Genomic DNA, 24,303 nt, shown 5'->3' on the forward strand with positions numbered 1-24,303 from the left:
GACATTCCGGTGGTGCAGGTGTCGCTGCCGACCCGCGGCGGCCCGGCACTGCAAACCCGTGTCGGGCAAGCGCTGGCGAGTCTGCGCGAGCAGGGCGTTTTGCTGATCGGCTCCGGCAGCATCACCCATAACCTGCGTGAACTGGACTGGCATGCCGGCCCGGACAGTGTCGAGCCATGGGCCAGGGATTTTCGCGACTGGGTCATCGACAAGCTTGCAGCCAACGACGAAGCGGCTCTGCACGACTACCGTCAGCAAGCGCCGAATGCGGTGCGCAGCCATCCGAGTGACGAGCATTTGTTGCCGTTGTATTTCGCACGGGGTGCGGGGGGCGAGTTCAGCGTCGCGCACCGAGGATTCACGATGGGTGCGCTGGGTATGGATATCTATCGTTTCGGTTAAAGGCAGATCAAAAGATCGCAGCCTGCGGCAGCTCCTGCATCTGGAATGCATTCCTCCTGTAGGAGCTGCCGCAGACTGCGATCTTTTGATCTTGAAAGACAGGCAAAAAAAATCCCCGAACCAGTCGGGGATTTTTCATGTGCGATCAATCAGCCCAAGGGCAGATCAATCTTCGCGGTAGCGACGCAGTTTCAGCTGCTTGCCAGCAACGCGAGTGTCCTTCAGCTTGGTCAGGAGTTTGTCCAGACCATCTTCCGGCAGCTCGACGAGGCTGAAGCTGTCACGCACCTGGATGCGACCGATCGCTTCGCGGGCCAGACCCCCTTCGTTGAGGATGGCGCCCAGCAGGTTCTTGGCGGCGATACCGTCACGCGCACCCAGCGCGGTACGGCAACGGGCACGACCTTCGCCCAAAGGCATCGGCGCGCGACGCTCGCGGTCACCACGATCAGGACGATCACCGGAACGCTCAGGACGGTCGCCACGCGGTGCGTTGTTCGGCACCAGTGGACGTTCCTTCTCGATCGCTGCCAGGTTCAGCGCCTGACCATTGGTGGCCTTGCGCAGCAGAGCAGCGGCCAGTGCACGTGGAGTGCAACCGATGTCGGCAGTCAGACGATCCAGCAGTTCGCCGTGAGTCGACTCGGCATCAGCCACCAGCGGCGACAGGCTGTTGGTCAGTTTCTTGATGCGCGCATCGAGAACAGCCTGAGCGTCCGGCAGACGCACTTCGGCAACTTTCTGACCGGTGACACGCTCGATCACTTGCAACATGCGGCGCTCACGTGGAGTCACCAGCAGCAGCGCACGACCTTCGCGACCGGCACGGCCGGTACGGCCGATACGGTGCACGTAGGATTCCGGATCGTACGGCATGTCCACGTTGAACACGTGGGTGATGCGCGGAACGTCCAGACCACGGGCAGCCACGTCGGTCGCGACAACGATGTCCAGACGGCCATCCTTGAGCGAGTCGATGACGCGCTCACGCTGGTTCTGGGCGATGTCACCGTTCAGCGCAGCGGCTTTGTAGCCTTTGGCGTCCAGGGCACTGGCCAGATCCAGGGTCGCTTGCTTGGTGCGCACGAACATGATCAGAGCGTCGAAGTCTTCCACTTCCAGCAAGCTGAGAACGGCAGAGGTCTTCTGGTCAGCGTGAACCAGCAGGTGAGCCTGCTCGATCGCGGTAACGGTCTGGGTCTTGCTCTGGATCTTCACGTGCTTCGGATCGCGCAGATGGCGTTCGGCGATGGCACGGATCGACTGCGGCAGGGTCGCCGAGAACAATACGGTCTGACGGGTTTCCGGCATGGCCTTGAAGATGACTTCCAGGTCGTCCATGAAGCCCAGTTTGAGCATTTCGTCCGCCTCGTCCAGAACCAGGTGGTTCACGGTAGCGAGGACTTTTTCGTCACGACGCAGGTGGTCGCACAGACGGCCCGGAGTGGCGACAACGATCTGTGCGCCATTACGGATTGCTTTCAGTTGTGGGCCCATCGGCGCGCCGCCGTAGACAGCCACAACAGTTACGCCCGGCATTTGCTTGGCGTAGGTTTCGAAAGCGGTTGCAACTTGTAGCGCCAACTCACGAGTTGGGGCCAGGATCAGAGCTTGCGGCTCGCGCTTGGACGGATCAATGCGGTGCAGGATAGGCAGGGCAAAGGCAGCGGTTTTACCGGTACCGGTTTGCGCCTGACCAATCATATCGTGACCGGCGAGGATGATCGGGATCGACTGCTGCTGAATGGCCGAAGGCTCTTCATAGCCGGTAGCGACTACTGCAGCGACAATATTGGGATGAAGTTCAAGAGCGGCGAAGCCGCCGATTTCCTGGGTCATGGGTCTGCCTCTAAGTGCATCCGCAAAGACCCATGCTCCAAAGCTGCACATGCCGTGTTGAGACTCAAGAGTCGCCCTGGCAGCTTTGTCGGCGGGGATTTGCGAAAACGTATGAATGAAAAAGAATCGTCAAGGAAGAGCCCGCAGTGCGGACGTGCAGCCGAAGCTGGCTTCGGGGAATTGCGCTACCTAAACGCGGCCCGGTTAAAGGCCGGCGCGCACTATACCGGAATTTGCCCGAAAAGGGAGCTTTTTTTATCAGCTGAATCGCTGTGTCACCGCTGTGTAACGGGGTTTTGCGGATAATCGTGCGAAGGTCTATTTTGCAAAGGCCCGGCCCTGCGGGTGATGACGCTTAAACGATTCACCGATGTGCGGCATACCGTCGCTGCACCCGCCCTTCCCGCTCGAGGATTTCCCCATGAATCAGCCCTGCCCCGGCCGCGTCAGCCGTGAACGTCGTGGTCATGTCCACCTGATCGGCCTGGACCGGGCCGCCAAACGCAACGCGTTCGACCTCGATCTGCTCAACGAGCTGAGCCTGGCCTACGGTGAGTTCGAGGCCGACAGCGAGGCGCGAGTAGCCGTGGTGTTCGGGCATGGCGAACACTTTACCGCCGGTCTGGATTTACTGAATGCGAGCTCTGCGCTTGCCGAAGGCTGGCAGGTTCCGACCGGTGGTTGCGACCCGTGGGGTGTTTTCGTCGGACCGCGAGTGAGCAAACCGGTGATTGTCGCCGCGCAGGGCTACTGCCTGACCATCGGCATCGAGTTGATGCTGGCCGCCGATATCAACCTGTGCGCAAGCAATACCCGCTTCGCACAAATGGAAGTGCAGCGTGGGATTTTTCCTTTTGGTGGCGCGACTTTACGTTTTCATCAAGTGGCGGGATGGGGCAATGCCATGCGCTGGCTGCTGACCGGTGATGAGTTCGATGCGCATGATGCGCTGCGATTGGGTCTGGTGCAGGAAGTGATGGCCAGCGAGGATCTGTTGCCCCGCGCGATTGAGTTGGCCGAGCGAATTGCCCGGCAGGCGCCGCTGGGGGTGCAGGCGACATTGCTGTCGGCACGACAGGCGCGGTATGAAGGTGAGACAGCGGCCGCGCAGGGGTTGCCGGCGCTGGTGAAGAAGTTGCTGGGGAGTGAGGATGCCAAGGAGGGGGTGAGGTCACTGGTGGAGCGGCGCCCGGGCATCTTCAAAGGGATCTGAGAATTATGGCGCCTGTCAGGGCGCCATCGCGAGCAGGCTCACTCCTACAGGGAAGACGCATTCCAATGTAGGAGTGAGCCTGCTCGCGATAGGGCCAGAACGGCCAACAAGGGCATCACTGACAACTCAGGTCGCCGGGCGAATGGCCTTGATCAACGACTGCAACGAATACCCCAACCGCGGCGCCAGCGCTTCGGCGCGGGCGGTCAGTGCCTGCATGTCCAGCTCCTGATCGAGATCCGCCGGCACAATCAGAATCACATTGCCCTCCTTCACCGGCAGCTCCCAGTAATGCCGGTGATAAAGCCCGCGCAGCAACGCTGCGCCCAACGGCTTGCCATCATCGGTGGCCCACTGGTTGATCACCAGCCAGCCGCCCGGATTCAGGCGCTTCTGACAGTCACCAAGAAAGCTCCAGGCCAGATGCCCGACACCCGGACCGACGTCGGTGTAGAGGTCGACAAAGATCAGATCTGCAGGCTCGGCCGTCGGCAGCAGTTCCAGCGCATCGCCGACACGAATGTACAAACGCGGATCGTCATCCAGCCCCAGGTATTCGATGGCCAGGCGCGGCACGTCCGGGCGCAGTTCGATGGCTTCGACGTCTTCCAGCGGCAGGAACTTGAGGCAGGCCTGGGTCAGCGTGCCGGCACCGAGGCCAAGAAACAGCGCGCTCTCCGGTTGTTCGTGGCACAGCGCGCCAATCAGCATCGCCCGGGTGTAGTCGTATTCGAGCCAGCTCGGATCGGCAGTGAACACGCAGCTCTGTTCGATGGCATCGCCGAACTCCAGAAAGCGGTAATCGGCCACTTCCAGCACGCGAATCACGCCGAACTCATCCTGTACCTCGGCGAGCAACAGCTCGACGCGCTCCTCAGTCATTTCGTCTCCTGATGGTCACCGGGCGCGGTGACGCGATGGCACCGCTCAGGCGCCGTGGCAAAGCGGCGATTGTCGATGATGGGGCGGGAGCAGGTCACGCACTAATTGCTGCTACCATGGGCTTCCCGTGCGTAGAACCAATTAGAGACCGTGATGAGCCAACCGTGGAGCCCTGACAGCTGGCGCGCCCTGCCGATCCAGCAACAACCCCAATACCCTGACGCTGCGCATCTGCGCCAGGTCGAGCAGACCCTGGCCAGCTATCCGCCGCTGGTGTTCGCCGGCGAAGCGCGCGAGTTGCGTCGCCAGTTTGCCGAAGTGACTCAGGGCCGGGCGTTCCTGCTGCAGGGCGGCGATTGTGCGGAAAGCTTCGCCGAGTTCTCCGCAGCGAAAATTCGCGACACCTTCAAGGTGCTACTGCAGATGGCAATCGTCATGACCTTCGCGGCCGGCTGCCCGGTGGTCAAGGTCGGACGCATGGCCGGCCAGTTCGCCAAGCCGCGCTCGGCCAACGACGAAACCATCGACGGCGTGACCCTGCCCGCCTACCGTGGCGACATCGTCAACGGCATCGGTTTCGACGAAAAAAGCCGCGTGCCGGATCCGGAGCGCCTGCTGCAGTCGTATCACCAGTCCACCGCCACCCTGAACCTGTTGCGCGCCTTCGCCCAGGGCGGTTTTGCCGACCTGCATCAGGTGCACAAGTGGAACCTGGACTTCATTGCCAACTCGGCGCTGGCCGAGAAATACAGCCACCTCGCCGACCGCATCGATGAGACCCTGGCGTTCATGCGCGCCTGCGGCATGGACAGTTCGCCGCAACTGCGCGAAACCAGTTTCTTCACCGCCCACGAAGCGCTGCTGCTGAATTACGAAGAAGCCTTCGTGCGTCGCGACAGCCTGACCAACGATTACTACGATTGCTCGGCGCACATGCTGTGGATCGGCGACCGCACCCGTCAGCTCGACGGCGCCCACGTTGAATTTCTGCGCGGGGTAAACAACCCGATCGGGGTGAAAGTCGGCCCGAGCATGAACCCGGATGATCTGATCCGCCTGATCGATGTGCTCAACCCGGACAATGATCCGGGCCGTCTGAACCTGATCGCGCGGATGGGTGCGAACAAGGTCGGCGATCACCTGCCGGTGCTGATCCGCGCGGTGCAGCGTGAAGGCAAGCAGGTGCTGTGGAGCTCCGACCCGATGCACGGCAACACCATCAAGGCCAGCAGCGGCTACAAGACCCGCGACTTCGCGCAGATCCTTGGCGAAGTGAAACAGTTCTTCCAGGTGCACGAAGCCGAGGGCACTTATGCCGGTGGGATTCACATCGAGATGACCGGGCAGAATGTCACCGAGTGCATCGGCGGTGCGCGGCCGATTACAGAAGACGGGCTATCGGACCGCTACCACACCCACTGCGACCCGCGGATGAATGCCGATCAGTCGCTGGAGCTGGCGTTTTTGATTGCTGAAACCCTGAAGCAGGTTCGCCGCTAAACCGCCCGCTCCCATCGCCAGCAGGCATGGGTTGACCTCGCCCCCTGTAGGAGCTGCCGCAGGCTGCGATCTTTTGATTTTTTTTTTAAGATCAGGATCAAGAGATCGCAGCCTGCGGCAGCTCCTACAAGGAACCGCGTTGTACGCGAAACCCATGTGGGAGCGAGCCTGCTCGCGAAGGGGCCCGCTCAGTCACAACAGATCTGCGCCAATGCCAGCCGCAACCGCCCCGCACTCTCGCGCTGGCAATTAAGCTGCACCCGCGCAAGCCCCAGCCAATCGGCCATCTGCCGCAAATTCAGCGCCAGCGCCAACATCCCCTCATCATCCAGCCCCGGCTCTTCCTCGTGCACCGCATGCACCGCCAGACGCCCCGCCGCCCGCTCGGCGCGCAGATCGACCCGCGCGGCAATCCGCTCGTTGTGCAGAAACGGCAGCACGTAATAGCCGAAAATCCGCTTGTCCTGCGGCGTATAAATCTCCAGCCGATAGCGGAAATCGAACAACCGCTCGGTGCGACTGCGCTCCCAGATCAGCGAATCGAACGGCGACAACAGCGCACTGGCGACGACTTTGCGTGGCACCTTGGGCTCCGGCAGGCAATAGGCGATCTGCCGCCAGCCAGCGACTTCACAGGTCTGCAACTGCCCGTCCTCGACCAGCTCTGCCAGACGCGGCCGCGCATCCGCAGGATTCAGGCGAAAGTAATCGCGCAGGTCTTTTTCAGTGCCGACACCCAATGCCTGAGCCGCATGCAGCAGCAATCCGCGCTGCGCCTGGGCTTCATCCGGCAGCGGCTGCTGCAGAACCGACGCCGGAATGACCCGCTCCGGCAAATCATACAAACGCTCAAAACCCCGGCGGCCCGCCACGGTCACTTCACCGGCGGCAAACAACCATTCCAGCGCATGCTTTTCCGCGCTCCAGTCCCACCACTGGCCGGCCTTGTCCTCGCGGGTCGACAGGCTGCCGGCGCCCAAAGCGCCTTGCTCTTCCACCGCGCTTAAGACCCGACGTACAACGTCCTGCTGCTCAAGACCAAACTTCGCCAGTTGCTGATAAATGTCTCTGCCGTTTCTGGCCCGCTGCATCCGCCACCCCAGCAACGGATACATCGACAGCGGCAGCAGCGACGCTTCATGGCCCCAGTATTCGAACAGCGTGCGCCGGCGCCCCGAACTCCAGGCAGCCTGGTCGAGCAAAGAGGAAGAATAGGAACCCAGACGGGAAAACAGCGGCAGGTAGTGCGAGCGCACCACGGCGTTGACGGAATCGATCTGCAATAGCCCCAACCGTTCGATCAGCCGGTTGAGGTGCGGCGCCTTGACGGTCGGCGGCTGGCGCCCGTTGAATCCTTGGGCAGCCAGCGCCAGACGTCGCGCCTGTTTAAGGGAAAAGGCCAGAGTCGCGGGCATGAGCATCTCCTTGTCTGCTCGCAACCTACCTCAGTCAAAAGGGGTTTGTGTAGCGATGCCCTCATCATTTATGCATCGGATCGTCCCAGAACGGCCGGATGGCCTCGTGTTCGACGTCGGCCCGGCTGACGCCAATATCCTTCAGCGCTTCGTCGCTCAGACTGGCGAGCAACTCCCTTTCCCGGTGCAATTCGTACCAGCGGCTAAACTTGTGCAGCAAATCCGAAATCAGATGAACCGGCACTTTTTCATCACTGACATAGACCTTGTGTTGACCTTTCATCGTGTTGCCCTCCATGTGGGATGACTAAAGTCTCGCCCCGGAGCTAAGATCAATCCAACGAATGTTTCTGATGTCATGCATCTCGGAGATTGATGAATTGTCGGCATACCCCAGTATCGATACCGATGTTTTGCGCACCTTCGTCGCCATTGCCGATCAGGGCGGTTTCACTCGCGCGGGCGAGATGGTCAATCGCACACAATCGGCCGTCAGCATGCAGATGAAACGTCTGGAGGAAGACGTGCTGCAACGCCAGTTGTTCGAGCGCGATGGCCGTCAGGTGCGACTGACTGCTGAGGGTCAGGTGTTGCTGGGCTACGCGCGGCGCATCCTGAAACTGCACAGCGAAGTATTCAATACGCTTCGCGAGCCGCACATGGTCGGCACCGTGCGCATCGGCACGCCGGACGATTATGTGATGCGGTTTCTGCCGGGGATCCTGTCGCGGTTCGCTCAGTTCTACCCGCTGATCCAGATCGAAGTGCACTGCGAATCCAGCAAGCAGTTGTTGCAGCGCACTGATCTGGACCTGTCGATCGTCACCCGCGAGCCGGGCAACGAGATCGGTCAGTTGCTGCGCAAGGAGCGTTTCGTCTGGGCCGAGGCGCAAAATTTCAGCGCCCACGAGCAGACGCCGCTGCCGCTGGCGATGTTCAACAGTGATTGTTTCTGCCGTTTGTGGGCGTGTAATGCGCTGGACGCAATGGGCCGCGAATACCGCATCGCCTATAACAGCACCAGCCTGTCGGCACTGATGGCGGTGGTGAGCGCGGGGCTTGCGATCACCGCGCAACTGGAAAGCCTGATCACCCCGGACATGCGCATTCTTGGCGCCGCCGAGGACCTGCCGCTGCTGCCCGAGGCCAGCATCATGCTGATCCGCAACCTGAACAATCCGTCGCCGATCACCGAATGCCTGGCCGAGCACATCGTCGAAGGCTTCAAACTTTAAACGCGAGCATCACCGCGCACAGCACCAGAAAGCCGCAAAACAGCCCGCGCAAGAGCCGCTCGGGCATGGCGTGGGCGACTTTCACCCCCCAACTGATGCTGGCCAGACCGCCGATGGCCAGCGGCAGGCCGATCATCCAGTCCACTTCGTGATGCACCGCGTAGGTCACCAGCGTCACACCGGTGCTGGGTAACGCCAGTGCCAGCGACAGACCTTGAGCGACCACCTGACTGGTGCCAAACAGACTGGTCAGCACCGGCGTCGCCACCACTGCCCCGCCGACACCGAATAAACCACCCATGGTCCCGGACGCTGCGCCGAGAACGCCGAGCCAAGGCCATGAGTAACGCATCTCGGAGGTAACGGCGTTTTTTTTGCCAAACATCTTCAGCAGGTTGTACGCCGAAAGCGCCATGAGGAACGCGACGAAGCCGATGCGCATGGTCTGCGCGTCGATGCCCACCGCCCAGATCGAGCCGATCCAGGCGAAACAGAAACCCATGACTGCCAATGGCAGCGCATGACGCAGCTCGATGCGATTGCGCTGGTGATAGCGCCACAGCGCCAGCATCACGTTCGGCACCACCATCACCAACGCCGTGCCTTGGGCGATCTGCTGATCGAGGCCAAACCAGACGCCCAGCAGCGGAATGGCGATCAATCCGCCACCAATGCCGAAAATGCCGCCCAATGTGCCAAGGGCGGCGCCAAACAGCAGGTACAACAGAAACTCGATCACAGCACTTTCCTCATCCGTCAGGCGATTCATCCTACGCAGTCGGCGCTGGCGGGGAAACGCACAGCAACGCACAATGGCTATGCCAATTCCGCACAAGCACTGAACGTCCATGAACCCCAATGTATTGACCGACCAGCTCGGGCTGTTTCTCGATGTTCTGGAAAGCGGCAGTTTTTCCGCGGCGTCGCGCCGGCATCCGCTGACACCTTCTGCCGTTGCGCGGCGCATCGACAGCCTGGAAAACGCAGTTGGTAGCCAGTTGTTCATCCGCAGCACCCACGCTGTGCGGGCAACCCAGGCCGGGCTGGCGTTTGCCGAACGGGCGCGACGCATCGTCAACGAGCTGCAATTGGCCCGCGCCGAAGCGGTGTCGTTGAGCAGTGCGCCGGAAGGCTTGATCCGCATCGACGCCCCGGCCGCGTTTGGTCGCCGGCATCTGGCTCCGGTGATCGCCGATTTTCTGGTGCTGTACCCGGGACTCGACGTGCAGCTGCACCTGATCGACAGTTTTATCGACATGCACGGCTCGAATCTGGGCAAGGTCGATCTGGTGCTGCGCGCCGGGCAAATGGCCGATACCCGGCTGGTCGCCACGCCTTTGGCGAGCATGGTGCGCATCGCCTGTGCCAGCCCCGACTACCTCAAGCGCCGTGGGACACCCAACCATCCCGGGCAACTGAGTGAACATGACGGACTGGACTGGGAAGGCCTCGCCCCGCCCTTTGCCTGGCGATTCGAACTGGACGGACACCTGCAACTGCATCGCCCGTCGCGCATCCGCATGAGTGCCAACAACGCCGAGGCCCTGGCCTGCGGCGCACTGGCCGGGCTGGGCATCGCGCATCTGCCGACCTGGCTGGCCAGTGAGTATTTACTGCGCGGCGAACTGCTGCCGCTGTTTTGCCAGAACGGCCTGCCGAAAGCGGAATCCACCGGTATCTACGCACTGCGAATGGAGCAACAGACCCACTCGCGCAGCCGTTTGCTCCTGGAATACCTGAAGACGCGCTTCAGCCCCGTGCCGCCTTGGGATCTGGCGCTGCAGCGGGATCTGGGTCGGCACTAGATCTGGATAATTATCTGGCGCATTAAACATTCGAACGCTAGATTCAAGCCCATCACCGATCAAGGCTTCGACATGACCACCGAACACGAAACTGCTGACAACTGCGATCACCTGCTGCTGGACAATCAGGCCTGCTTCGCCCTGCACTCCACCTCGCTGATGATGACCAAGGTCTACAAGCCGCTGTTGCAAGCGCTGGGCCTGACTTACCCGCAGTATCTGGCGATGATGGTGCTGTGGGAAAAGGATGGTTTGACCGTGGGTGAAATCAGCACGCGCTTACTGACTGATCCGGGCTCGCTGACGCCACTGCTCAAGCGTCTGGAGGGTGAAGGCCTGCTGAGCAGAACGCGCAGCCGCGAGGATGAGCGGGTGGTGATTGTCGAGTTGACCGCGCAGGGTCGGGCCTTGCGTGACCGGGCCAACAGCATTCCCCAATGCATTCTCGGCGCCAGCGGATTCACCCTCGAACGCCTGCAGAATCTTCAATCTGAGCTGCAAGCCCTGCGCAGCCATCTGCAAGAAAGCCTGACCGGATAACAGCGCTGCCCCCTTGTAGGAGTGAGCCTGCTCGCGATAGCGGTGGTTCAGTCGGCCCCCGTATTGCCTGCTCCACCGCTATCGCGAGCAGGCTCACTCCTACAAAGGATCGGCTCACCAGGAAAAATATTCTTCAGCCCGCGCTCCCACCATCCGCTCTAAATCTCCACTTTCAAGCTGATCGACAGTGCCTTTAAAGGACCGAGATTCAGCTTTCTCAAAAAATTATCTTGCGCACCAAACATTGGCGAGCTACATTTATCTCGCACTTACTTAGCGCGCAAACAATTAGCGCAAACAAGCAAATTGAACGAGGCCCACACCATGCAAACTCTCTACACCGCAATCGCAACCTCCACTGGCGGCCGTGACGGTCGTGCGATCTCCAGCGACAACATCCTCGACGTCAAACTCGCCACTCCGAAAGAACTCGGTGGCGCGGGCGGTGCAGCGACCAACCCTGAGCAACTGTTCGCTGCCGGGTACTCCGCCTGCTTCATCGGCGCTCTGAAATTCGTCGCCAGCCAGACCAAACGCAAAATCCCGGACGACGCCTCGATCACCGCCCACGTGGGCATCGGACAAATTCCCGGCGGTTTCGGTCTGGACATTGACCTGCACATCAGCCTGCCGGGCCTGGAACAGGCGGATGCACAGAGCCTGGTGGAAGCGGCGCATCAGGTTTGCCCGTACTCCAACGCGACCCGTGGCAATGTAGAAGTGCGCCTGCACACCACCGTCTGAAAAGCACACACAAACCCTATGTAGGAGTGAGCCTGCTCGCGATAGCGCTGGATCAGTCACCGAAGATGTTGGCTGCACTGACGCCATCGCGAGCAGGCTCACTCCTACAGGGGATCCGCGGCGCAAAGGAATCGCAGGCACAAAAAAGCCCGACTCGATGGTCGGGCTTTTTCTTTCCGCGAAAAACAGTGCTTATTTGGCACGGCCTTTGTAGGAACCGCCTTCGCGGGTGTCGATTTCGATCTTGTCACCGATTTCGATGAAGTCAGCAACTTGCAGCTCAGTACCGTTGGCCAGCTTGGCTGGCTTCATTACTTTGCCGGAAGTGTCGCCGCGAGCCGAACCTTCGGTGTAGTCAACTACGCGCACGATAGTGGTCGGCAGCTCTACGGAAACCAGACGCTCTTCGAAGAACACGGCTTCGCAAACGTCGGTCATGCCTTCTTCAACGAAAGGCAGAACGCTTTCGATGTCTTCGGCGTTCAGTTCGTACATGGTGTAGTCAGTGGTGTCCATGAACGTGTAGGTGTCACCGCTGATGAAAGACAGGGTGGCTTCCTTGCGATCCAGGATCACGTCGTCCAGCTTGTCGTCCGCACCGTAAACGGTTTCGGTCTTGTAACCGGTCAGCAGGTTCTTCAGCTTGGTCTTCATGATCGCGCTGTTACGGCCCGACTTGGTGAATTCAGCTTTCTGAACCAGCCAAGGATCGTTGTCGATACGGATCACGGTACCGGGTTTGAGTTCTTTACCAGTTTTCATTGCGAATATCCGAATTTGGATGGGATTTACAAAAATCTAGGCCGCGTATCATATCCAATTTAGGTAAAACCTTACCAGCGCCGTGGCAAGATCCGCCTGCAAGCCTTGTTCCAGACACCACGCCTCGGCGTTTTCCTGCAATTGTGCCCAGTGTTTACGGGCTTCTGACCAATGCTCGCCGATCGGCTGTCCGGCACTCCATGCTCGCCACAGACCGCTCATCGCCTCGGCTGCGGCCGGCGAAAGTCCTTTCGTGTAGAGCGCAAGAAAGGCGTCGAGCTTGTCCAGATGAATGTCTTCGTCCTGCTGATAGATGTGCCAGAGCATCGGCCGCCCGGCCCATTGCGCACGCACGAACGAATCTTCCCCGCGCACCGCATTGAAGTCGCAGCACCACAAAAGTTGATCATATTGATCCTGACGGACGAACGGCAGCACCTGCACTGTCAGTGCCTGGCGCACGTTCAGATCGCCCACCGCCAGCGAGTCGACCCCGAGCCAACGTGCAACATCACCGAGAATCCGCCCTTCCGGCACCAGCAGATGGGTGGGCGCGTCATCGGCGGCCAGCACATCCAGCCAACTGGCGAGACCGGCGTTCTCGTAGGCAAACAACGAAATCAGCTGTGCGCCGGGCGCGCGCTCGATTCCCAGACTTTGCAGAAACTGACGCTGCGCCTGGTCATCCGCCTGAAACGCGCGACGTCGCTCAAGCAAACCGCGTTCACGCAGCAAGCCTCCGGTCTCCGGCTGAAACCCGGGAAAGAAGAAAAACTTCTGTACGGACTTGTACTTCACCGAGGGCAAACCGTGGCAACCGCTGACCCAGTCTTCGGCGCTGAGGTAATCGAGGTTCATCCACAGCGGTGGCTGTTGCCGTTCGGCCATGGCGTCCATGTAAGCGGTTGGCAACTGACAAGCGAACGCGGCGATCACCACGTCCGCCGCCGAGGTCTGCGGCCAGTCGCTCGGCCAGTGCCGCACCTCGACCCCTTGCTGCGATTGCTGCGCAAGGTGGACGTCGATTTCAGGGCAGATTCGCTCGAAGGCGCGCAGGTCATCGACCCACAGGCGCACCGTCACGCCATGCTCGGCCACCAGTTGCCGGGCCAGACGCCAGGTCACGCCGATGTCGCCATAGTTGTCGACCACGGTGCAAAAGATATCCCAGCGGGTTTCCGATACCGACATGCAAGACTCCCGTTGGCAAAAGCGCTGATTGTCCGCATAAATGACTTCGCGCAGAAGAGCCGACGGCGATTAATCTTCGTGCGACAATCGCCACTTGCCCGCAATCATCCGCCAGGAGGCAGTCATGCCCTATCGCCCCAACCCGCGTCGTCCGTTGCCAGTTCAGCTTAGCGCGCTGCAACTGACCGGCAGTATTGCCCTGGGCATGTGGCTGGGCTTTCTGGCCATCGCCCTGACCTGCTGGCTGCTCGCGCGTCTGGTGTTCACCGAACAATTGGCACCTGTTGCGCAAGCGGTGCAACAACTGGCCCAGCCGCCAGCGGCCGTTCAGGTACAACCGGATATTCCGCCGCAGAGTCCATTGTTCGACCAATATGAGGAAAACCTGCGCAAGAACGAGCAGCAGAATCGCCTCGATCAGGCTCGCAGCAGCACGCGCAACCAGTCGAACCCCAAGTGCCAGTTCTGGCTGCAACAGAACCAGACCGCGCCGAGCGAAAAGAGTCGCGCCAACGTTTTGCAATTCTGCGATTGATCATGAACAAGCACACCGTCCACCAGCTGATCCTCGACAAATTGCGCGTCGACCTCGACATCGCCGAGCGCGCCGCGCAGACCGCTTACGAAACCGCGACCCACGAAGAGAACATCGCCGAGAACAAGTACGACACGCTCGGGCTAGAGGCGTCTTATCTGGCGGCAGGTCAGGCGAAACGGGTTGAGGAAATCCGTCAGTCACTGGCGCTGTGCCAGAACCTGACGCTGCGTGCCTACGACGAAAATCGCGGCATCGAGATCGGCGCCCTGCTCGGCCTGGAGGATGAAAGGGGCCGCGAGCAATGGCTGTTCCTGGCGCCGGATGCGGCAGGCCTGAAAGTCGATGTGGTGGGTCAGCCGATTACCGTCATCACCCCTCGCTCACCGCTGGGCAAAAGCCTGCTGGGCAAGTTCGAGGGCGATGAGGTGGAGATTCTGGTAGCAGGCACCCGGCAACAGTTCGCTGTCACCGAGGTGCTTTGAGACAGGGTCTCAGTGGACCGGCAGTTCGACGCCGTCGAACAGCTCTTCCAGCTCCTGCTTGTTGTGGCACTGAATGGCTTTGGCCATCACTTCGCGAGTCAGGTGTGGAGCGAACTTCTCGATGAAGTCGCACATGAAACCCCGCAGGAAGGTGCCGCGACGGAAACCGATCTTGGTGATGCTCGACTCGAACAGTTCGCTGGCATCCAGCACCACCAGGTCGTTATCCAGCTTGGTATCGACCGCCATTTTGGCGACGATGCCGACACCCAGGCCCAACCGCACGTAGGTTTTGATCACGTCGGCGTCGGCCGCGGTGAACACCACTTTCGGCGTCAGGCCGCGATGGCTGAAGGCTTCGTCGAGTTTCGAACGGCCGGTGAAACCGAACACGTAGGTCACGATCGGGTATTCGGCCAGCGCTTCGAGGGTCAGCTTCGGCAGCTTGGTCAGCGGGTGGCCCTGCGGCACGACCACGCAGCGGTTCCAGCGATAGCACGGCATCATCACCAGATCACCGAACAGCTCCAGCGCTTCGGTGGCGATGGCAAAATCGACGGTGCCGTCAGCGGCCATTTCGGCGATCTGCATCGGCGAACCCTGATGCATGTGCAGCGCCACGTCCGGGTATTGCTTGATGAAATTGCTGATCACCGGCGGCAATGCATAACGCGCCTGAGTGTGGGTGGTGGCGATCGACAGGGTGCCTTTCTTCTCGTTGGAGAATTCCTGGGCAATCTGCTTGATGCTTTCGACCTTGCGCAGGATTTCGCCGGCGGTGGTGATGATGCGTTCGCCGGCCGGGGTGACGCGGGTCAGGTGCTTGCCGCTGCGGGCAAACACTTCAACGCCCAATTCGTCTTCCAGCAGGCGGATCTGTTTACTGATGCCCGGTTGCGAGGTGTAAAGGCTTTGGGCTGTAGCGGAAACGTTGAGGTCGTGGTGCGCCACTTCCCAGATGTAGCGCAATTGTTGAAGCTTCATATGTATCCCTCAAAGCAGGTAGACGCCACGGGCATCAGCGACGGTATATAACTATATTAATGGTTTGATGAATAAATCTAGAACTTTTTTATCAAAACGCCATTATTCCCGCTTCAGCGATCCTCCCGCCGCCGCCGCTCCACCAACGGCACCAGATAAACCGGCACCTTGGCCAATTGCAGGACCCGGGTCGCCGTGCGCCCCATCGGTGTTTGCGCCCCGACGCCGTGGCTGTGAGTGCCTACGATCAGCAAATCCACAGAGAGTTTCTGCACCTGGTCGAGAATCACCTGCGCCGGATCGCCTTGCAGTACCCGTACTGCGCGAATCCGCTGCAGATCCTGCTCCCCATCCTCCCCCAACTCTTCGCGAAAACTGTCCAGCACCCGTTGCTCGATATTGGCGATGACAGTTTTCAGACCCTGGCTGTGAAATTCGTTCAATGCCTGCTCGTCGAGATAACTTTGCAACACCGATTCGGCAAACAGCCCCATGGGTTCCACTGCATGCACCACATACAGGTCGGCATTGAACGTCCGCGCCAGTGCCAGGGCATGCTGCATCACCAAAGGTGCGTACAGACCGAGGTCAGTGGCATACAGCATCGAACGAATCATATGACCTCCTCTCGTGCCAACATGGCGGAGATTTGATTCAGCTTAGCAGCGCCTCGGCGAGTACGACGTGCGACGCAACGTCTTGAAGCACAGGGGCTTTAGATCGATGGTTCGTTGCTGATGCCGTGCGGTACGTGACCGGTGGCGACCACCTCGCGAGCGGCTTCGCAGTGGCCGGTCTGGTCGTCGAAAAACACATCGGCGGCGAAAGCTTCAAGAAACGCCGACTTGGTCAGCCCGCCGAGAAACAGCGACTCGTCGAGACGGATGTCCCACTCACGCAACGTGCGAATTACCCGTTCATGGGCCGGTGCCGAACGCGCGGTGACCAGCGCCGTGCGGATCGGGCAGTCGTCCTCTGGGAATTCGCGTTGCAGCGCGTTGAGCGCCGCCAGAAATCCCTTGAACGGCCCACCGCGCAATGGCTCGCGCGCCGACTCACGCTCCTTGGCTTGAAACGCCAGCAGCCCGCCCGATTGATAAATGCGCTCGGACTCGTCGGAAAACAGCACCGCGTCGCCGTCGAAAGCAATGCGCAGCTCATCACTGGCGGCACGACTGGCGCCACCGGAGAGGATTGTCGCTGCGGCAAATCCGGCGTCCAGTGCGGCGCGAACATCCTCGGCATGCGTGGACAGAAACAGGTCGCAGCCAAAGGCTTTGAGGTACGGATACGGACTGCGCCCGCCGACGAAGGCCGCCCGCGAGATGTCCAGCCCATAGTGGTGAATCGAGTTGAAGGCGCGCAGACCGGTGTCGGCGCTGTTGCGCGAAACCAGAATCACCTCGACCCGGGCGCGGTCGAGGCGACTGTTGAGGCTCAGCAGTTTTTCCACCAGCGCAAAGGCATCACCGGGCGCGAGAATCTCGTCTTCGTGCTCGATCTGGTATTGCCGATAGGCTTCGACGCCGCTCGCCAGATAAACCTTGTGACTCTCGCTCAGGTCGAACAGGGCGCGAGACGAAATCGCCAGCACCAGTTTGTCATCGATGTTCTTGGCCATGCTTTCCCCCAACTGCGCAAAAACCGACTCAGGTGTTGCGCCGGTCGATAAAACTCAACGTGCGATACAGCGCCTCGATCCGCGGTAACTCACACCCTGCCGCTTTCGCGGCGGCCAATGGCCGGGCATAAATCGCTTCCAGCTCAAGCGGCCGCTTGTGCAGGAAATCGTGGTACATGCTCGGCCAATAGTCGGGCATCTTTTCGGTCATCATGAACAGGTATTCGGCGTAACCGGGCGGTATTTCATGACCACAGGCCCTGGCGCCCTGCACCACGTCGGCCATCAGCGCCTGGATCAGTGCGCGACTGTCAGCATCGGCCATCAGCGGTGAAGTGCCGGCACCGAGCAACACCGAGAGGCCGTTGTAGGGAATATTCCAGACCAGTTTCTGCCAGCGTGCCTGATGCAGGTTAGGCATCACCTGCGAGTCGATGCCCGCTGTACGGAACAGTCCGCAGCCATCCTCAACGATCGCTATGCGCGTCGCGTCGTCCGCCGCCGGGCCGCTGTGATAGCCGACGTTCACCGCCCCCAGTGCCTGATGAGTGATGTGCCCCGGGCCTTCGCGATGCACGCAGACCAGACACAGACCGCCGAGCAGATGCAGGGAGTCGGGCAACAGCTCGCGCAGGTTTTGTTCGACATCGAGGCCGTTTTGCAGCACCAGCACTTTCGCGTCGGGTTTGGCCGCCGCGATGATTGCCGGAGCCAGCCCGGCGCTGCTGGTGGTCTTGGCGCCGACCAGCAGCCAGTCGCAGGCCGGCATATCCTCGGCCCTGGAGTAGGCCTGCGTCGGGTTCAGTGTCAGCTCGCCGTGAACGGCGCTGTCGACCTGCAAACCGCGCTCGGCCACTGCGGCGAATTCACTGCGCAGTAAAAAGTGCACATCGAAACCGGCTCGCGCCAGCATCAAACCGTAGAACCCGCCAATTGCGCCGGTGCCGATGATCCCGATCACCGGTTTGTTGTCTGCTCCCACCATCTACGGCAACTCCTCTGCAATTCGACCCAGCGCCTGCGCCACTGCCGCGTTCAGCGCAGCGGCGCTCAGGCGTGTATGCAATGCGCCAAAGAACTCGCCGTCGCGCACCACAAACAGCGCCGGCAAATGAAAGACCTGATAGCGCTCCACCAATCCGCCGTTGTTGCCGGCATCGATCCAGCACAAGCGATCGACCGCCAGCTCAAACCCTGGCAGAACTTCGCGGGCAAACCGGCAACTGGAACAGCCGACACTGGTGAAAATCACCAGTGAAACGCCGCTCATCGCCAGCAACCGCTGGTCGGCGTCGAAATCGGTCAGCTCGGATTCGACCACTATACTGGGGGAAACAATGTCAAATGGCCGACACAGGGAGTCTGTGCTCATGGGACGTTTCATTCCTCATCCGGAAGAAGTACCGGTTGAATTAACCTTGCTCAAGCCCGAGTGTATTTCCAGGCAACAGCTGCACACTATCAGCCTCGGCGGCATCGCTTGCAATTATCACCGTGCCTGGCGCCATGGCACGGCGTTGCAAGTGCGCATGCCGACGCTCAATGCCGATATCTGTTATCCGGGCTATGTGGCGTGGTGCCTGCGGCGCAAAAAGGGCTATCTGGTGGGCATTGCGTTCACCGATGAGCAGACGCTGTTCAGCGCCCGGATGGGCGAACAGGTGTGCCAGATCGAACGCTACTGCCGTATGAACGATGCCCACGACGACCTGCAGGATATTCAGGCGCTGGCCCTGCAATGGGTCGAACAACACGCCGACGAGTTCTCCAACGACAGCGTGCGCAAGGCTTTTGCCCAGCCAGTGCTGGATTAAAGCGGCGTTTGCCCATTGTCGAGCCGCGTCTGACGCGCTAAGGTTCGGCTCCCCGACGCGCTTAAATCTGCTGTGCTCCGCCGCGCGGGGATCGCTGGCGGCCGGCACCCGTGACCTGACGAGTAAACGATGGCTGATTTACCGATCAACGACCTAAACGTCGCCTCTAACGAGACTCTGATCACTCCCGATCAGCTCAAGCGTGATATCCCTCTGAGCGACGCTGCCCTGCGCACCGTCACCAAGGGCCGCGAAGTCATTCGCAACATTCTTGATGGCACCGACCACCGTCTGTTCGTAGTGATCGGCCCGTGCTCGATCCACGACATCAAGGCTGCCCACGAATACGCCGACCGCCTCAAGGCGCTGGCGGCGGAAGTCTCCGACACCCTGTATTTGGTCATGCGCGTGTATTTCGAAAAGCCGCGGACCACCGTCGGCTGGAAAGGCCTGATCAACGATCCGTACCTGGATGACTCGTTCAAGATTCAGGACGGTCTGCACATCGGCCGCCAGTTGCTGCTGGATCTGGCCGAGAAAGGCCTGCCGACCGCCACCGAAGCCCTCGACCCGATCTCCCCGCAGTACCTGCAGGACCTGATCAGCTGGTCGGCCATCGGCGCACGTACCACCGAATCCCAGACTCACCGTGAAATGGCTTCCGGCCTGTCCTCGGCCGTCGGCTTCAAGAACGGCACCGATGGCGGACTGACCGTGGCGATCAACGCCCTGCAGTCGGTTTCCAGCCCGCACCGTTTCCTGGGGATCAACCAGGAAGGTGGCGTGTCGATCGTCACCACCAAGGGCAACGCCTACGGTCACGTGGTGCTGCGTGGCGGCAACGGCAAGCCGAACTACGATTCGGTCAGCGTCGCCCTGTGCGAGCAGGCGCTGAACAAGGCGAAGATCAAGCCGAACATCATGGTCGATTGCAGCCACGCCAACTCCAACAAGGACCCGGCCCTGCAACCGCTGGTGATGGAGAACGTCGCCAACCAGATCCTCGAAGGCAACCAGTCGATCATCGGCCTGATGGTCGAAAGTCATCTGAACTGGGGCTGCCAGGCGATCCCGAAAGACCTCGCCGACCTGCAATACGGCGTGTCGATCACCGACGCGTGCATCGACTGGGCCGCCACCGAGAACACCCTGCGCAGCATGCACGCCAAGCTCAAGGATGTTCTGCCCAAGCGCCAGCGCAGCTGATCAGCGTTTCGCAGGCATAAAAAAACGCCGGGCATTGCCCGGCGTTTTTTTATGTAGGGTTTATCAGATTTTCGCAGCGCGCTTCTGATGGCGCTCCATGTAACGTTCGACGTAAGAGCATGACGGGATCACCGTGTAGCCCATCTCTTCGGCGTACTGCAGTGCACTTTCGGTCAGCGCTGCTGCGATACCTCGGCCACGCAGGGCGTTGGGCACGAACGTGCGGTAGATATCCAGAGTCTGTTTTCCCAGATCCATATAGGTCAGGTAGGCACGATGACCGTCCACATTGGTCTCGAACTGATGACCAGCCTGGTCATGGTGGATGGACAACGCCTCGCTCATCACTACTCCTCGCGGGTCTTTGATTCTGACCCCTACCTTACCGATGTTTTTCCGGCGAAGGAACATCTACGCCACCCCGTGCCTGACGGACACCGAGAAAAACCACACCGATCTCGCGCAACCGAGCACGTAATAAATAGTAGGCACCATTGACGAAAATGCTCAAGGTGCGCTCGTCATCATGCTCGTTGACCGGGTAACTCCGATGGGCGCAGCAGCAGGCGCGGGGAAGATCTTCCCGCAGCGCTCACATGAACATTGCCGAATGTCGAGACTTAAGACGCAGCGTCTTGTTTAAAGTCACCTCAAGAGAGACAAAGATATGTGAAGCGTCATGCAAAACCGGAACAAAAGTGTAGACGAATTCATCTAGCCAGACTTGGTGCAAGGCGTAGAAAACAACACGAGGCAAAGGGAACTTTTTCTCAATAACTCGCTCAAGCCGGGGCTTGCAGCTGGATATTTTTTATACAGGCCAGTTAAAAGTTGCTCGAAAAAGAATCAACGCCTACAATTTTTTTTGCTTCTTGCGCTACGTCAGTTTACTTACTACAAGTAATGGGTAGTATGTACGCCGGCTATTTCCTCAATCGGAGGAGAAAGCCACTTAATTGAAAGTCCTTGAAGGGGAACACGATGAACAACGTTCTGAAATTCTCTGCTCTGGCTCTGGCCGCAGTTCTGGCTACCGGTTGCAGCAGCGCATCGAAAGAAACCGAAGCACGTCTGACCGCTACTGAAGACGCAGCTGCTCGCGCTCAAGCTCGTGCAGACGAAGCATACCGTAAAGCTGATGAAGCTCTGGCTGCTGCTCAAAAAGCACAACAGACTGCTGACGAAGCTAACGAGCGTGCTCTGCGTATGCTGGACAAAGCTAGCCGCAAGTAATAATCCCTCGGGATTGTTATCAAGCCGACCCATTTTTTGGGTCGGCTTTTTTATTGCCGCAGCTTTTGTCCGGGCAATAAAAAACCCGCCGACGCAGCGCGCGTCGGCGGGTTCGGATCGTCCTTACTGCTGCAAGTCGATCGGTGCGCTCGAGACAATCGGCGCCGAGGTAGTCGGCGTGCCGATTTCAGTTGGCAAGCCGTCCTCAGCCGCCACTACATCACGCACTACATCCCAATTGACGCGCAGGTTGTTGGTGATGTCTTCACGCTTGAGCATCGCGTTGATCACCGCCGTGTGCTTGTCGACCACCGACGGGTTGCCCTTGTCGTCGATCGGCGTGTGCGCCTCCAGATAAACCTTGCCGCCGCTGCGACCGATCTTGTACGCATCGTTGAGGATTCGCACCGAAGTCCCCACCGGCACCATGCCGGCCATTTCCAGCACGTTGTTGTTGAACATGCGGAAGCAACCGTGGCTGGTGCGCATGCCGATACCGAACTTCTTGTTCGAGCCGTGGATCAGGTAGCCCGGGGTGCCCAAGGTGAACTTGAACGGACCCAGCGGGTTGTCAGGGCCTGCCGGCACCACGTTCGGCAGCGGATCACCGTCGGCGGCGTGCTCGGCCTTGATCGACGCCGGAGGGGTCCAGGTCGGGTTCGGCGTCTTCGCGGTGATGGTGGTGTGCGCAATCGGCGAGCCCCAACCTTCACGACCGATACCCAGCGGGAAGGTGTAAACCACGTTCCGGCCTTTCGGGAAATAGTAGAGACGGTATTCGGCCAGGTTGATCACGATGCCTTCGCGCGGACCCGGCGGCAGAATGAAGCGGGTCGGCAGAACGATTTCAGTCCCAGCGCCCGGCAGCCAGGCATCGACACCCGGGTTGGCCGCGACCATCTCCGAATAGCCCAGATCGTAGGTGGTGCCCAGGTCGGCAAAGGTATCTTCGTACTTGGCCTTGATCACCTGCACCTGGCCGATGACGTCCTCACCGGGTGGTGGCAGGGGAAACTCCAATGCAGCAACGGGACCGGCCACACACAGGGCGGCAAGTGACAGGCAGCGGGTGACGGCAGGAAAGCGCGGCAACATCCGGAAAATCCTTCGCATGATCAACAAGGGTATAAGGACGCGATTGTACACCGCACCTCGGGAATTCGGGGAGATACGCCGATGGACCGCCGGAAGTCTTCATGTAGGAGCTGCCGCAGGCTGCGATCTGTTGATCTTAAAGCTCGAAACGCAACTCAGGCCAGATCGGCGAGGTGCCGCGCTTCTGCGACTCGAGAATCGCCCGGCACAACGAACACAGACGTTGATCCTGAAATACCCGGCGATCCACACTCGACCAGCGCGGTTGTGCCGGCAGCAGACTGCCGCACAACGTGCGATCCGCCGAACCACCGAGTTCCAGCTGACGCGTCACCAGATGCACCCGCACTTCCTGGCAGGCGAACAGATCCAGCTGTTCGTCAGGCTCGATCAGTTGGTAGGCAAACAGGGACCAGGCAGGACGCGGCATCGGGGGCTCCAAATAAGGGGGCGCCACATTAGCCGAAAGCCTGCCACGAGAAAAGCCTCATAACAGCGGTTTTAGCGTCGGCCAGACATTTTCCAGCAACTTGCCCTGAGCCCCGGCCGCCGGGTGCAGACCATCGGCCTGCATCAGATCGGGATGACCGCCCACACCGTCGAGGAAAAACGGCACCAGCGGGATCTTTTTGTCGTCGGCGAGTTTGCCGTAGACCTCGGCAAAGGCATCGGTGTAACGCTTGCCGTAGTTGGGCGGCAGTTGCATGCCCAGCAGCAAGACCTTGGCACCGCTCTGGCGCGAGCTGTCGATCATCGCCGCAAGGTTTTGTTGCAATTGCGTTGGCGGCATCCCGCGCAGGCCGTCATTGCCTCCCAGCTCAAGGATCACCAGTTCCGGTTTATGCTCTGCAAGCAGCGCCGGCAGGCGCGCCTGGCCTCCTGCACTGGTGTCGCCGCTGATGGAGGCATTGACCACTTTGTCGTCAAAACCTTCAGCCTTGAGCCGTTGCTCGAGCAACGATACCCACCCCAGGCGGGTATCCAGTCCGAAACCGGCGCTGATACTATCGCCAACGATCAGGACAGTACCCGCCGCTGCGTTCTGGGCCATGCACATCAAGGCCAGGCCAGCACTCAAAAACCACACACGCATCGGATTCTCCATGGGCGCAAGCATTCTCACCGCGAAGAACCTCAGCAAAGTGGTTCCCAGCGCGGAAGGTGAACTGACTATCCTGCACGAACTCAGCCTGGAACTGAACAAGGGCGACAGCCTGGCCATCGTCGGCGCGTCCGGTTCAGGCAAATCCACCCTGCTCGGCCTGCTGGCCGGCCTCGATTTGCCGAGCAGCGGCGAAGTCACCCTCGCCGGCCAGGGCCTGAGCAATCTCGACGAAGACCAGCGCGCGCGCATCCGCGCCGAACACGTGGGTTTCGTCTTTCAATCCTTCCAGTTGCTCGACAGCCTCAACGCGCTGGAAAACGTCATGCTGCCGCTGGAACTCGATGGCCGCAAAGACGCCCGCGAGCGTGCGACCGAGTTGCTGCAACGGGTCGGCCTCGGTCAGCGCCTGACGCATTCGCCGCGCCAACTCTCCGGTGGTGAGCAGCAACGTGTGGCAATCGCCCGGGCCTTCGCCGCCGAACCGGACGTGCTGTTCGCCGACGAACCCACCGGCAACCTCGACAGCCACACCGGCGAGCGCATCAGCGACTTGCTGTTCGAATTGAACAAGGAACGCGGCACCACCCTGGTGCTGGTGACCCACGACGAACGCCTGGCCCATCGCTGCCGGCGCCTGATCCGACTTGAAGCCGGGCTGCTGGTCGCCCCTCTGGAGCCTTGATGGCACGTTTGCCGT

29 protein-coding genes are annotated in these 24,303 nt (G+C 60.3%); 13 read left to right on the forward strand and 16 right to left on the reverse strand.

Annotated elements, in window-relative coordinates; genetic code table 11:
* On the forward strand, nucleotides 1–402 hold a 402-nt coding region (locus DBR18_RS30010), incomplete at its 5' end, for a class III extradiol ring-cleavage dioxygenase (RefSeq protein WP_256588977.1).
* A gap of 165 nt (nucleotides 403–567) precedes the next feature.
* On the opposite strand, the gene DBR18_RS25900 is transcribed toward DBR18_RS30010, so the two are convergent.
* Nucleotides 568–2,241: a DEAD/DEAH box helicase gene (locus DBR18_RS25900; protein ID WP_007964821.1), complete on the reverse strand. Its 1,674-nt coding sequence runs from the start codon at nucleotides 2,239–2,241 to the stop codon at nucleotides 568–570.
* 421 nt (nucleotides 2,242–2,662) lie between these two features.
* Here DBR18_RS25900 and DBR18_RS25910 point away from each other — a divergent pair, with 421 nt between their 5' ends.
* Nucleotides 2,663–3,454 carry a crotonase/enoyl-CoA hydratase family protein gene (locus DBR18_RS25910; protein WP_108592450.1) on the forward strand — a complete coding sequence of 264 codons (792 nt, stop codon included), beginning with the start codon at nucleotides 2,663–2,665 and terminating at the stop codon, nucleotides 3,452–3,454.
* Between the two features lie 126 nt (nucleotides 3,455–3,580).
* Here DBR18_RS25910 and DBR18_RS25915 read toward each other — a convergent pair whose 3' ends face one another.
* Nucleotides 3,581–4,336 carry a spermidine synthase gene (locus DBR18_RS25915; RefSeq protein WP_095668663.1) on the reverse strand — a complete coding sequence of 252 codons (756 nt, stop codon included), beginning with the start codon at nucleotides 4,334–4,336 and terminating at the stop codon, nucleotides 3,581–3,583.
* Nucleotides 4,337–4,489: 153 nt separating this feature from the next.
* On the opposite strand from DBR18_RS25915, the gene DBR18_RS25920 reads away from it, so the two are divergent.
* Nucleotides 4,490–5,836, forward strand: coding sequence for a class II 3-deoxy-7-phosphoheptulonate synthase (locus tag DBR18_RS25920; RefSeq protein ID WP_108592451.1), 1,347 nt, complete (start codon nucleotides 4,490–4,492; stop codon nucleotides 5,834–5,836).
* Nucleotides 5,837–6,024: 188 nt separating this feature from the next.
* Here DBR18_RS25920 and DBR18_RS25925 read toward each other — a convergent pair whose 3' ends face one another.
* Together DBR18_RS25925 and DBR18_RS25930 are read right to left on the reverse strand one after the other, a co-directional pair.
* On the reverse strand, nucleotides 6,025–7,251 hold the full coding sequence (locus tag DBR18_RS25925) for a winged helix-turn-helix domain-containing protein (protein WP_108592452.1): 1,227 nt from the start codon (nucleotides 7,249–7,251) through the stop codon (nucleotides 6,025–6,027).
* A 64-nt stretch (nucleotides 7,252–7,315) separates the two neighbouring features.
* Complete coding sequence (locus DBR18_RS25930; RefSeq protein ID WP_108592453.1) at nucleotides 7,316–7,534, reverse strand: DUF1127 domain-containing protein; 219 nt, start codon at nucleotides 7,532–7,534, stop codon at nucleotides 7,316–7,318.
* A gap of 97 nt (nucleotides 7,535–7,631) precedes the next feature.
* Here DBR18_RS25930 and DBR18_RS25935 point away from each other — a divergent pair, with 97 nt between their 5' ends.
* Nucleotides 7,632–8,486: a LysR substrate-binding domain-containing protein gene (locus DBR18_RS25935; protein ID WP_177325748.1), complete on the forward strand. Its 855-nt coding sequence runs from the start codon at nucleotides 7,632–7,634 to the stop codon at nucleotides 8,484–8,486.
* On the opposite strand, the gene DBR18_RS25940 is transcribed toward DBR18_RS25935, so the two are convergent.
* The gene (locus DBR18_RS25940) at nucleotides 8,476–9,225 is read right to left on the reverse strand and encodes a sulfite exporter TauE/SafE family protein (protein ID WP_177482440.1); all 750 of its coding nucleotides are present in this window, start codon (nucleotides 9,223–9,225) and stop codon (nucleotides 8,476–8,478) included. The genes DBR18_RS25935 and DBR18_RS25940 overlap by 11 nt on opposite strands.
* A gap of 109 nt (nucleotides 9,226–9,334) precedes the next feature.
* Here DBR18_RS25940 and DBR18_RS25945 point away from each other — a divergent pair, with 109 nt between their 5' ends.
* From DBR18_RS25945 to DBR18_RS25955, 3 genes are all read left to right on the forward strand, one after another.
* On the forward strand, nucleotides 9,335–10,291 hold the full coding sequence (locus DBR18_RS25945; RefSeq protein WP_108592456.1) for a LysR family transcriptional regulator: 957 nt from the start codon (nucleotides 9,335–9,337) through the stop codon (nucleotides 10,289–10,291).
* 72 nt (nucleotides 10,292–10,363) lie between these two features.
* Complete coding sequence (locus DBR18_RS25950) at nucleotides 10,364–10,831, forward strand: MarR family winged helix-turn-helix transcriptional regulator (protein WP_108592457.1); 468 nt, start codon at nucleotides 10,364–10,366, stop codon at nucleotides 10,829–10,831.
* 324 nt (nucleotides 10,832–11,155) lie between these two features.
* Nucleotides 11,156–11,575 (forward strand): organic hydroperoxide resistance protein, encoded by a 420-nt coding sequence (locus tag DBR18_RS25955; protein WP_003226782.1) that lies wholly within the window; start codon nucleotides 11,156–11,158, stop codon nucleotides 11,573–11,575.
* A gap of 192 nt (nucleotides 11,576–11,767) precedes the next feature.
* Here DBR18_RS25955 and DBR18_RS25965 read toward each other — a convergent pair whose 3' ends face one another.
* Both DBR18_RS25965 and earP read right to left on the reverse strand, forming a co-directional pair.
* Complete coding sequence (locus DBR18_RS25965) at nucleotides 11,768–12,337, reverse strand: elongation factor P (protein WP_047599842.1); 570 nt, start codon at nucleotides 12,335–12,337, stop codon at nucleotides 11,768–11,770.
* A gap of 48 nt (nucleotides 12,338–12,385) precedes the next feature.
* Nucleotides 12,386–13,528: an elongation factor P maturation arginine rhamnosyltransferase EarP gene (gene earP / locus DBR18_RS25970; protein ID WP_108592458.1), complete on the reverse strand. Its 1,143-nt coding sequence runs from the start codon at nucleotides 13,526–13,528 to the stop codon at nucleotides 12,386–12,388.
* A 124-nt stretch (nucleotides 13,529–13,652) separates the two neighbouring features.
* Between earP and DBR18_RS25975 the strand changes: the two genes are divergently transcribed.
* Both DBR18_RS25975 and DBR18_RS25980 read left to right on the forward strand, forming a co-directional pair.
* On the forward strand, nucleotides 13,653–14,063 hold the full coding sequence (locus DBR18_RS25975) for a hypothetical protein (RefSeq protein ID WP_108592459.1): 411 nt from the start codon (nucleotides 13,653–13,655) through the stop codon (nucleotides 14,061–14,063).
* Nucleotides 14,064–14,065: 2 nt separating this feature from the next.
* Nucleotides 14,066–14,548: a GreA/GreB family elongation factor gene (locus DBR18_RS25980; RefSeq protein WP_108592460.1), complete on the forward strand. Its 483-nt coding sequence runs from the start codon at nucleotides 14,066–14,068 to the stop codon at nucleotides 14,546–14,548.
* A 9-nt stretch (nucleotides 14,549–14,557) separates the two neighbouring features.
* Here DBR18_RS25980 and cysB read toward each other — a convergent pair whose 3' ends face one another.
* From cysB to DBR18_RS26005, 5 genes are all read right to left on the reverse strand, one after another.
* On the reverse strand, nucleotides 14,558–15,532 hold the full coding sequence (cysB, locus tag DBR18_RS25985; protein WP_007908591.1) for an HTH-type transcriptional regulator CysB: 975 nt from the start codon (nucleotides 15,530–15,532) through the stop codon (nucleotides 14,558–14,560).
* A 113-nt stretch (nucleotides 15,533–15,645) separates the two neighbouring features.
* Nucleotides 15,646–16,149 (reverse strand): universal stress protein, encoded by a 504-nt coding sequence (locus DBR18_RS25990; RefSeq protein WP_108592461.1) that lies wholly within the window; start codon nucleotides 16,147–16,149, stop codon nucleotides 15,646–15,648.
* A 98-nt stretch (nucleotides 16,150–16,247) separates the two neighbouring features.
* The gene (locus DBR18_RS25995; RefSeq protein ID WP_108592462.1) at nucleotides 16,248–17,153 is read right to left on the reverse strand and encodes a 5'-nucleotidase; all 906 of its coding nucleotides are present in this window, start codon (nucleotides 17,151–17,153) and stop codon (nucleotides 16,248–16,250) included.
* A gap of 28 nt (nucleotides 17,154–17,181) precedes the next feature.
* Complete coding sequence (locus DBR18_RS26000; protein WP_108592463.1) at nucleotides 17,182–18,138, reverse strand: putative 2-dehydropantoate 2-reductase; 957 nt, start codon at nucleotides 18,136–18,138, stop codon at nucleotides 17,182–17,184.
* A complete protein-coding gene (locus DBR18_RS26005) occupies nucleotides 18,139–18,525 on the reverse strand; it encodes a co-chaperone YbbN (protein WP_108592464.1) in 387 nt (128 codons plus the stop codon). It abuts the gene before it with no gap.
* Here DBR18_RS26005 and DBR18_RS26010 point away from each other — a divergent pair.
* Complete coding sequence (locus tag DBR18_RS26010; RefSeq protein WP_108592465.1) at nucleotides 18,524–18,967, forward strand: PilZ domain-containing protein; 444 nt, start codon at nucleotides 18,524–18,526, stop codon at nucleotides 18,965–18,967. The two genes, DBR18_RS26005 and DBR18_RS26010, sit on opposite strands and share 2 nt — an antisense overlap.
* 129 nt (nucleotides 18,968–19,096) lie before the next feature.
* Complete coding sequence (locus DBR18_RS26015) at nucleotides 19,097–20,173, forward strand: 3-deoxy-7-phosphoheptulonate synthase (protein ID WP_108592466.1); 1,077 nt, start codon at nucleotides 19,097–19,099, stop codon at nucleotides 20,171–20,173.
* 63 nt (nucleotides 20,174–20,236) lie between these two features.
* Here the strand turns inward: DBR18_RS26015 and DBR18_RS26020 are convergent, their stop codons facing one another.
* Nucleotides 20,237–20,518 carry a GNAT family N-acetyltransferase gene (locus DBR18_RS26020; RefSeq protein ID WP_025113131.1) on the reverse strand — a complete coding sequence of 94 codons (282 nt, stop codon included), beginning with the start codon at nucleotides 20,516–20,518 and terminating at the stop codon, nucleotides 20,237–20,239.
* Nucleotides 20,519–21,154: 636 nt separating this feature from the next.
* On the opposite strand from DBR18_RS26020, the gene oprI reads away from it, so the two are divergent.
* The gene (gene oprI, locus DBR18_RS26025) at nucleotides 21,155–21,406 is read left to right on the forward strand and encodes an outer membrane lipoprotei OprI (protein ID WP_025113130.1); all 252 of its coding nucleotides are present in this window, start codon (nucleotides 21,155–21,157) and stop codon (nucleotides 21,404–21,406) included.
* 123 nt (nucleotides 21,407–21,529) lie between these two features.
* Here oprI and DBR18_RS26030 read toward each other — a convergent pair whose 3' ends face one another.
* From DBR18_RS26030 to DBR18_RS26040, 3 genes are all read right to left on the reverse strand, one after another.
* Entirely contained in the window at nucleotides 21,530–22,501 is a 972-nt protein-coding gene (locus tag DBR18_RS26030; protein ID WP_108592467.1) for a L,D-transpeptidase family protein, read from the reverse strand.
* 136 nt (nucleotides 22,502–22,637) lie between these two features.
* On the reverse strand, nucleotides 22,638–22,931 hold the full coding sequence (locus tag DBR18_RS26035; protein ID WP_003226812.1) for a hypothetical protein: 294 nt from the start codon (nucleotides 22,929–22,931) through the stop codon (nucleotides 22,638–22,640).
* Nucleotides 22,932–22,988: 57 nt separating this feature from the next.
* The gene (locus DBR18_RS26040) at nucleotides 22,989–23,594 is read right to left on the reverse strand and encodes an arylesterase (protein ID WP_177482441.1); all 606 of its coding nucleotides are present in this window, start codon (nucleotides 23,592–23,594) and stop codon (nucleotides 22,989–22,991) included.
* Nucleotides 23,595–23,604: 10 nt separating this feature from the next.
* Between DBR18_RS26040 and DBR18_RS26045 the strand changes: the two genes are divergently transcribed.
* Nucleotides 23,605–24,288 carry an ABC transporter ATP-binding protein gene (locus DBR18_RS26045; RefSeq protein WP_007939984.1) on the forward strand — a complete coding sequence of 228 codons (684 nt, stop codon included), beginning with the start codon at nucleotides 23,605–23,607 and terminating at the stop codon, nucleotides 24,286–24,288.
* The last annotated feature ends 15 nt before the right edge of the window (nucleotides 24,289–24,303 follow it).

It is taken from the genome of Pseudomonas sp. HMWF021 (assembly GCF_003061005.1).
Classification (GTDB): domain Bacteria; phylum Pseudomonadota; class Gammaproteobacteria; order Pseudomonadales; family Pseudomonadaceae; genus Aquipseudomonas.

Bases quoted from the DNA above. Each gene is read 5' to 3' on its own strand.
- DBR18_RS25900 (WP_007964821.1), bottom strand. From the start codon at position 2,241: ATGACCCAGGAAATCGGCGGCTTCGCCGCTCTTGAACTTCATCCCAAT.
- DBR18_RS25910 (WP_108592450.1), top strand. From the start codon at position 2,663: ATGAATCAGCCCTGCCCCGGCCGCGTCAGCCGTGAACGTCGTGGTCAT.
- DBR18_RS25915 (WP_095668663.1), bottom strand. From the start codon at position 4,336: ATGACTGAGGAGCGCGTCGAGCTGTTGCTCGCCGAGGTACAGGATGAG.
- DBR18_RS25920 (WP_108592451.1), top strand. From the start codon at position 4,490: ATGAGCCAACCGTGGAGCCCTGACAGCTGGCGCGCCCTGCCGATCCAG.
- DBR18_RS25925 (WP_108592452.1), bottom strand. From the start codon at position 7,251: ATGCCCGCGACTCTGGCCTTTTCCCTTAAACAGGCGCGACGTCTGGCG.
- DBR18_RS25930 (WP_108592453.1), bottom strand. From the start codon at position 7,534: ATGAAAGGTCAACACAAGGTCTATGTCAGTGATGAAAAAGTGCCGGTT.
- DBR18_RS25945 (WP_108592456.1), top strand. From the start codon at position 9,335: ATGAACCCCAATGTATTGACCGACCAGCTCGGGCTGTTTCTCGATGTT.
- DBR18_RS25950 (WP_108592457.1), top strand. From the start codon at position 10,364: ATGACCACCGAACACGAAACTGCTGACAACTGCGATCACCTGCTGCTG.
- DBR18_RS25955 (WP_003226782.1), top strand. From the start codon at position 11,156: ATGCAAACTCTCTACACCGCAATCGCAACCTCCACTGGCGGCCGTGAC.
- DBR18_RS25965 (WP_047599842.1), bottom strand. From the start codon at position 12,337: ATGAAAACTGGTAAAGAACTCAAACCCGGTACCGTGATCCGTATCGAC.
- earP (WP_108592458.1), bottom strand. From the start codon at position 13,528: ATGTCGGTATCGGAAACCCGCTGGGATATCTTTTGCACCGTGGTCGAC.
- DBR18_RS25975 (WP_108592459.1), top strand. From the start codon at position 13,653: ATGCCCTATCGCCCCAACCCGCGTCGTCCGTTGCCAGTTCAGCTTAGC.
- DBR18_RS25980 (WP_108592460.1), top strand. From the start codon at position 14,066: ATGAACAAGCACACCGTCCACCAGCTGATCCTCGACAAATTGCGCGTC.
- cysB (WP_007908591.1), bottom strand. From the start codon at position 15,532: ATGAAGCTTCAACAATTGCGCTACATCTGGGAAGTGGCGCACCACGAC.
- DBR18_RS25990 (WP_108592461.1), bottom strand. From the start codon at position 16,149: ATGATTCGTTCGATGCTGTATGCCACTGACCTCGGTCTGTACGCACCT.
- DBR18_RS25995 (WP_108592462.1), bottom strand. From the start codon at position 17,153: ATGGCCAAGAACATCGATGACAAACTGGTGCTGGCGATTTCGTCTCGC.
- DBR18_RS26000 (WP_108592463.1), bottom strand. From the start codon at position 18,138: ATGGTGGGAGCAGACAACAAACCGGTGATCGGGATCATCGGCACCGGC.
- DBR18_RS26010 (WP_108592465.1), top strand. From the start codon at position 18,524: ATGGGACGTTTCATTCCTCATCCGGAAGAAGTACCGGTTGAATTAACC.
- DBR18_RS26005 (WP_108592464.1), bottom strand. From the start codon at position 18,525: ATGAGCACAGACTCCCTGTGTCGGCCATTTGACATTGTTTCCCCCAGT.
- DBR18_RS26015 (WP_108592466.1), top strand. From the start codon at position 19,097: ATGGCTGATTTACCGATCAACGACCTAAACGTCGCCTCTAACGAGACT.
- DBR18_RS26020 (WP_025113131.1), bottom strand. From the start codon at position 20,518: ATGAGCGAGGCGTTGTCCATCCACCATGACCAGGCTGGTCATCAGTTC.
- oprI (WP_025113130.1), top strand. From the start codon at position 21,155: ATGAACAACGTTCTGAAATTCTCTGCTCTGGCTCTGGCCGCAGTTCTG.
- DBR18_RS26030 (WP_108592467.1), bottom strand. From the start codon at position 22,501: ATGTTGCCGCGCTTTCCTGCCGTCACCCGCTGCCTGTCACTTGCCGCC.
- DBR18_RS26035 (WP_003226812.1), bottom strand. From the start codon at position 22,931: ATGCCGCGTCCTGCCTGGTCCCTGTTTGCCTACCAACTGATCGAGCCT.
- DBR18_RS26040 (WP_177482441.1), bottom strand. From the start codon at position 23,594: ATGCGTGTGTGGTTTTTGAGTGCTGGCCTGGCCTTGATGTGCATGGCC.
- DBR18_RS26045 (WP_007939984.1), top strand. From the start codon at position 23,605: ATGGGCGCAAGCATTCTCACCGCGAAGAACCTCAGCAAAGTGGTTCCC.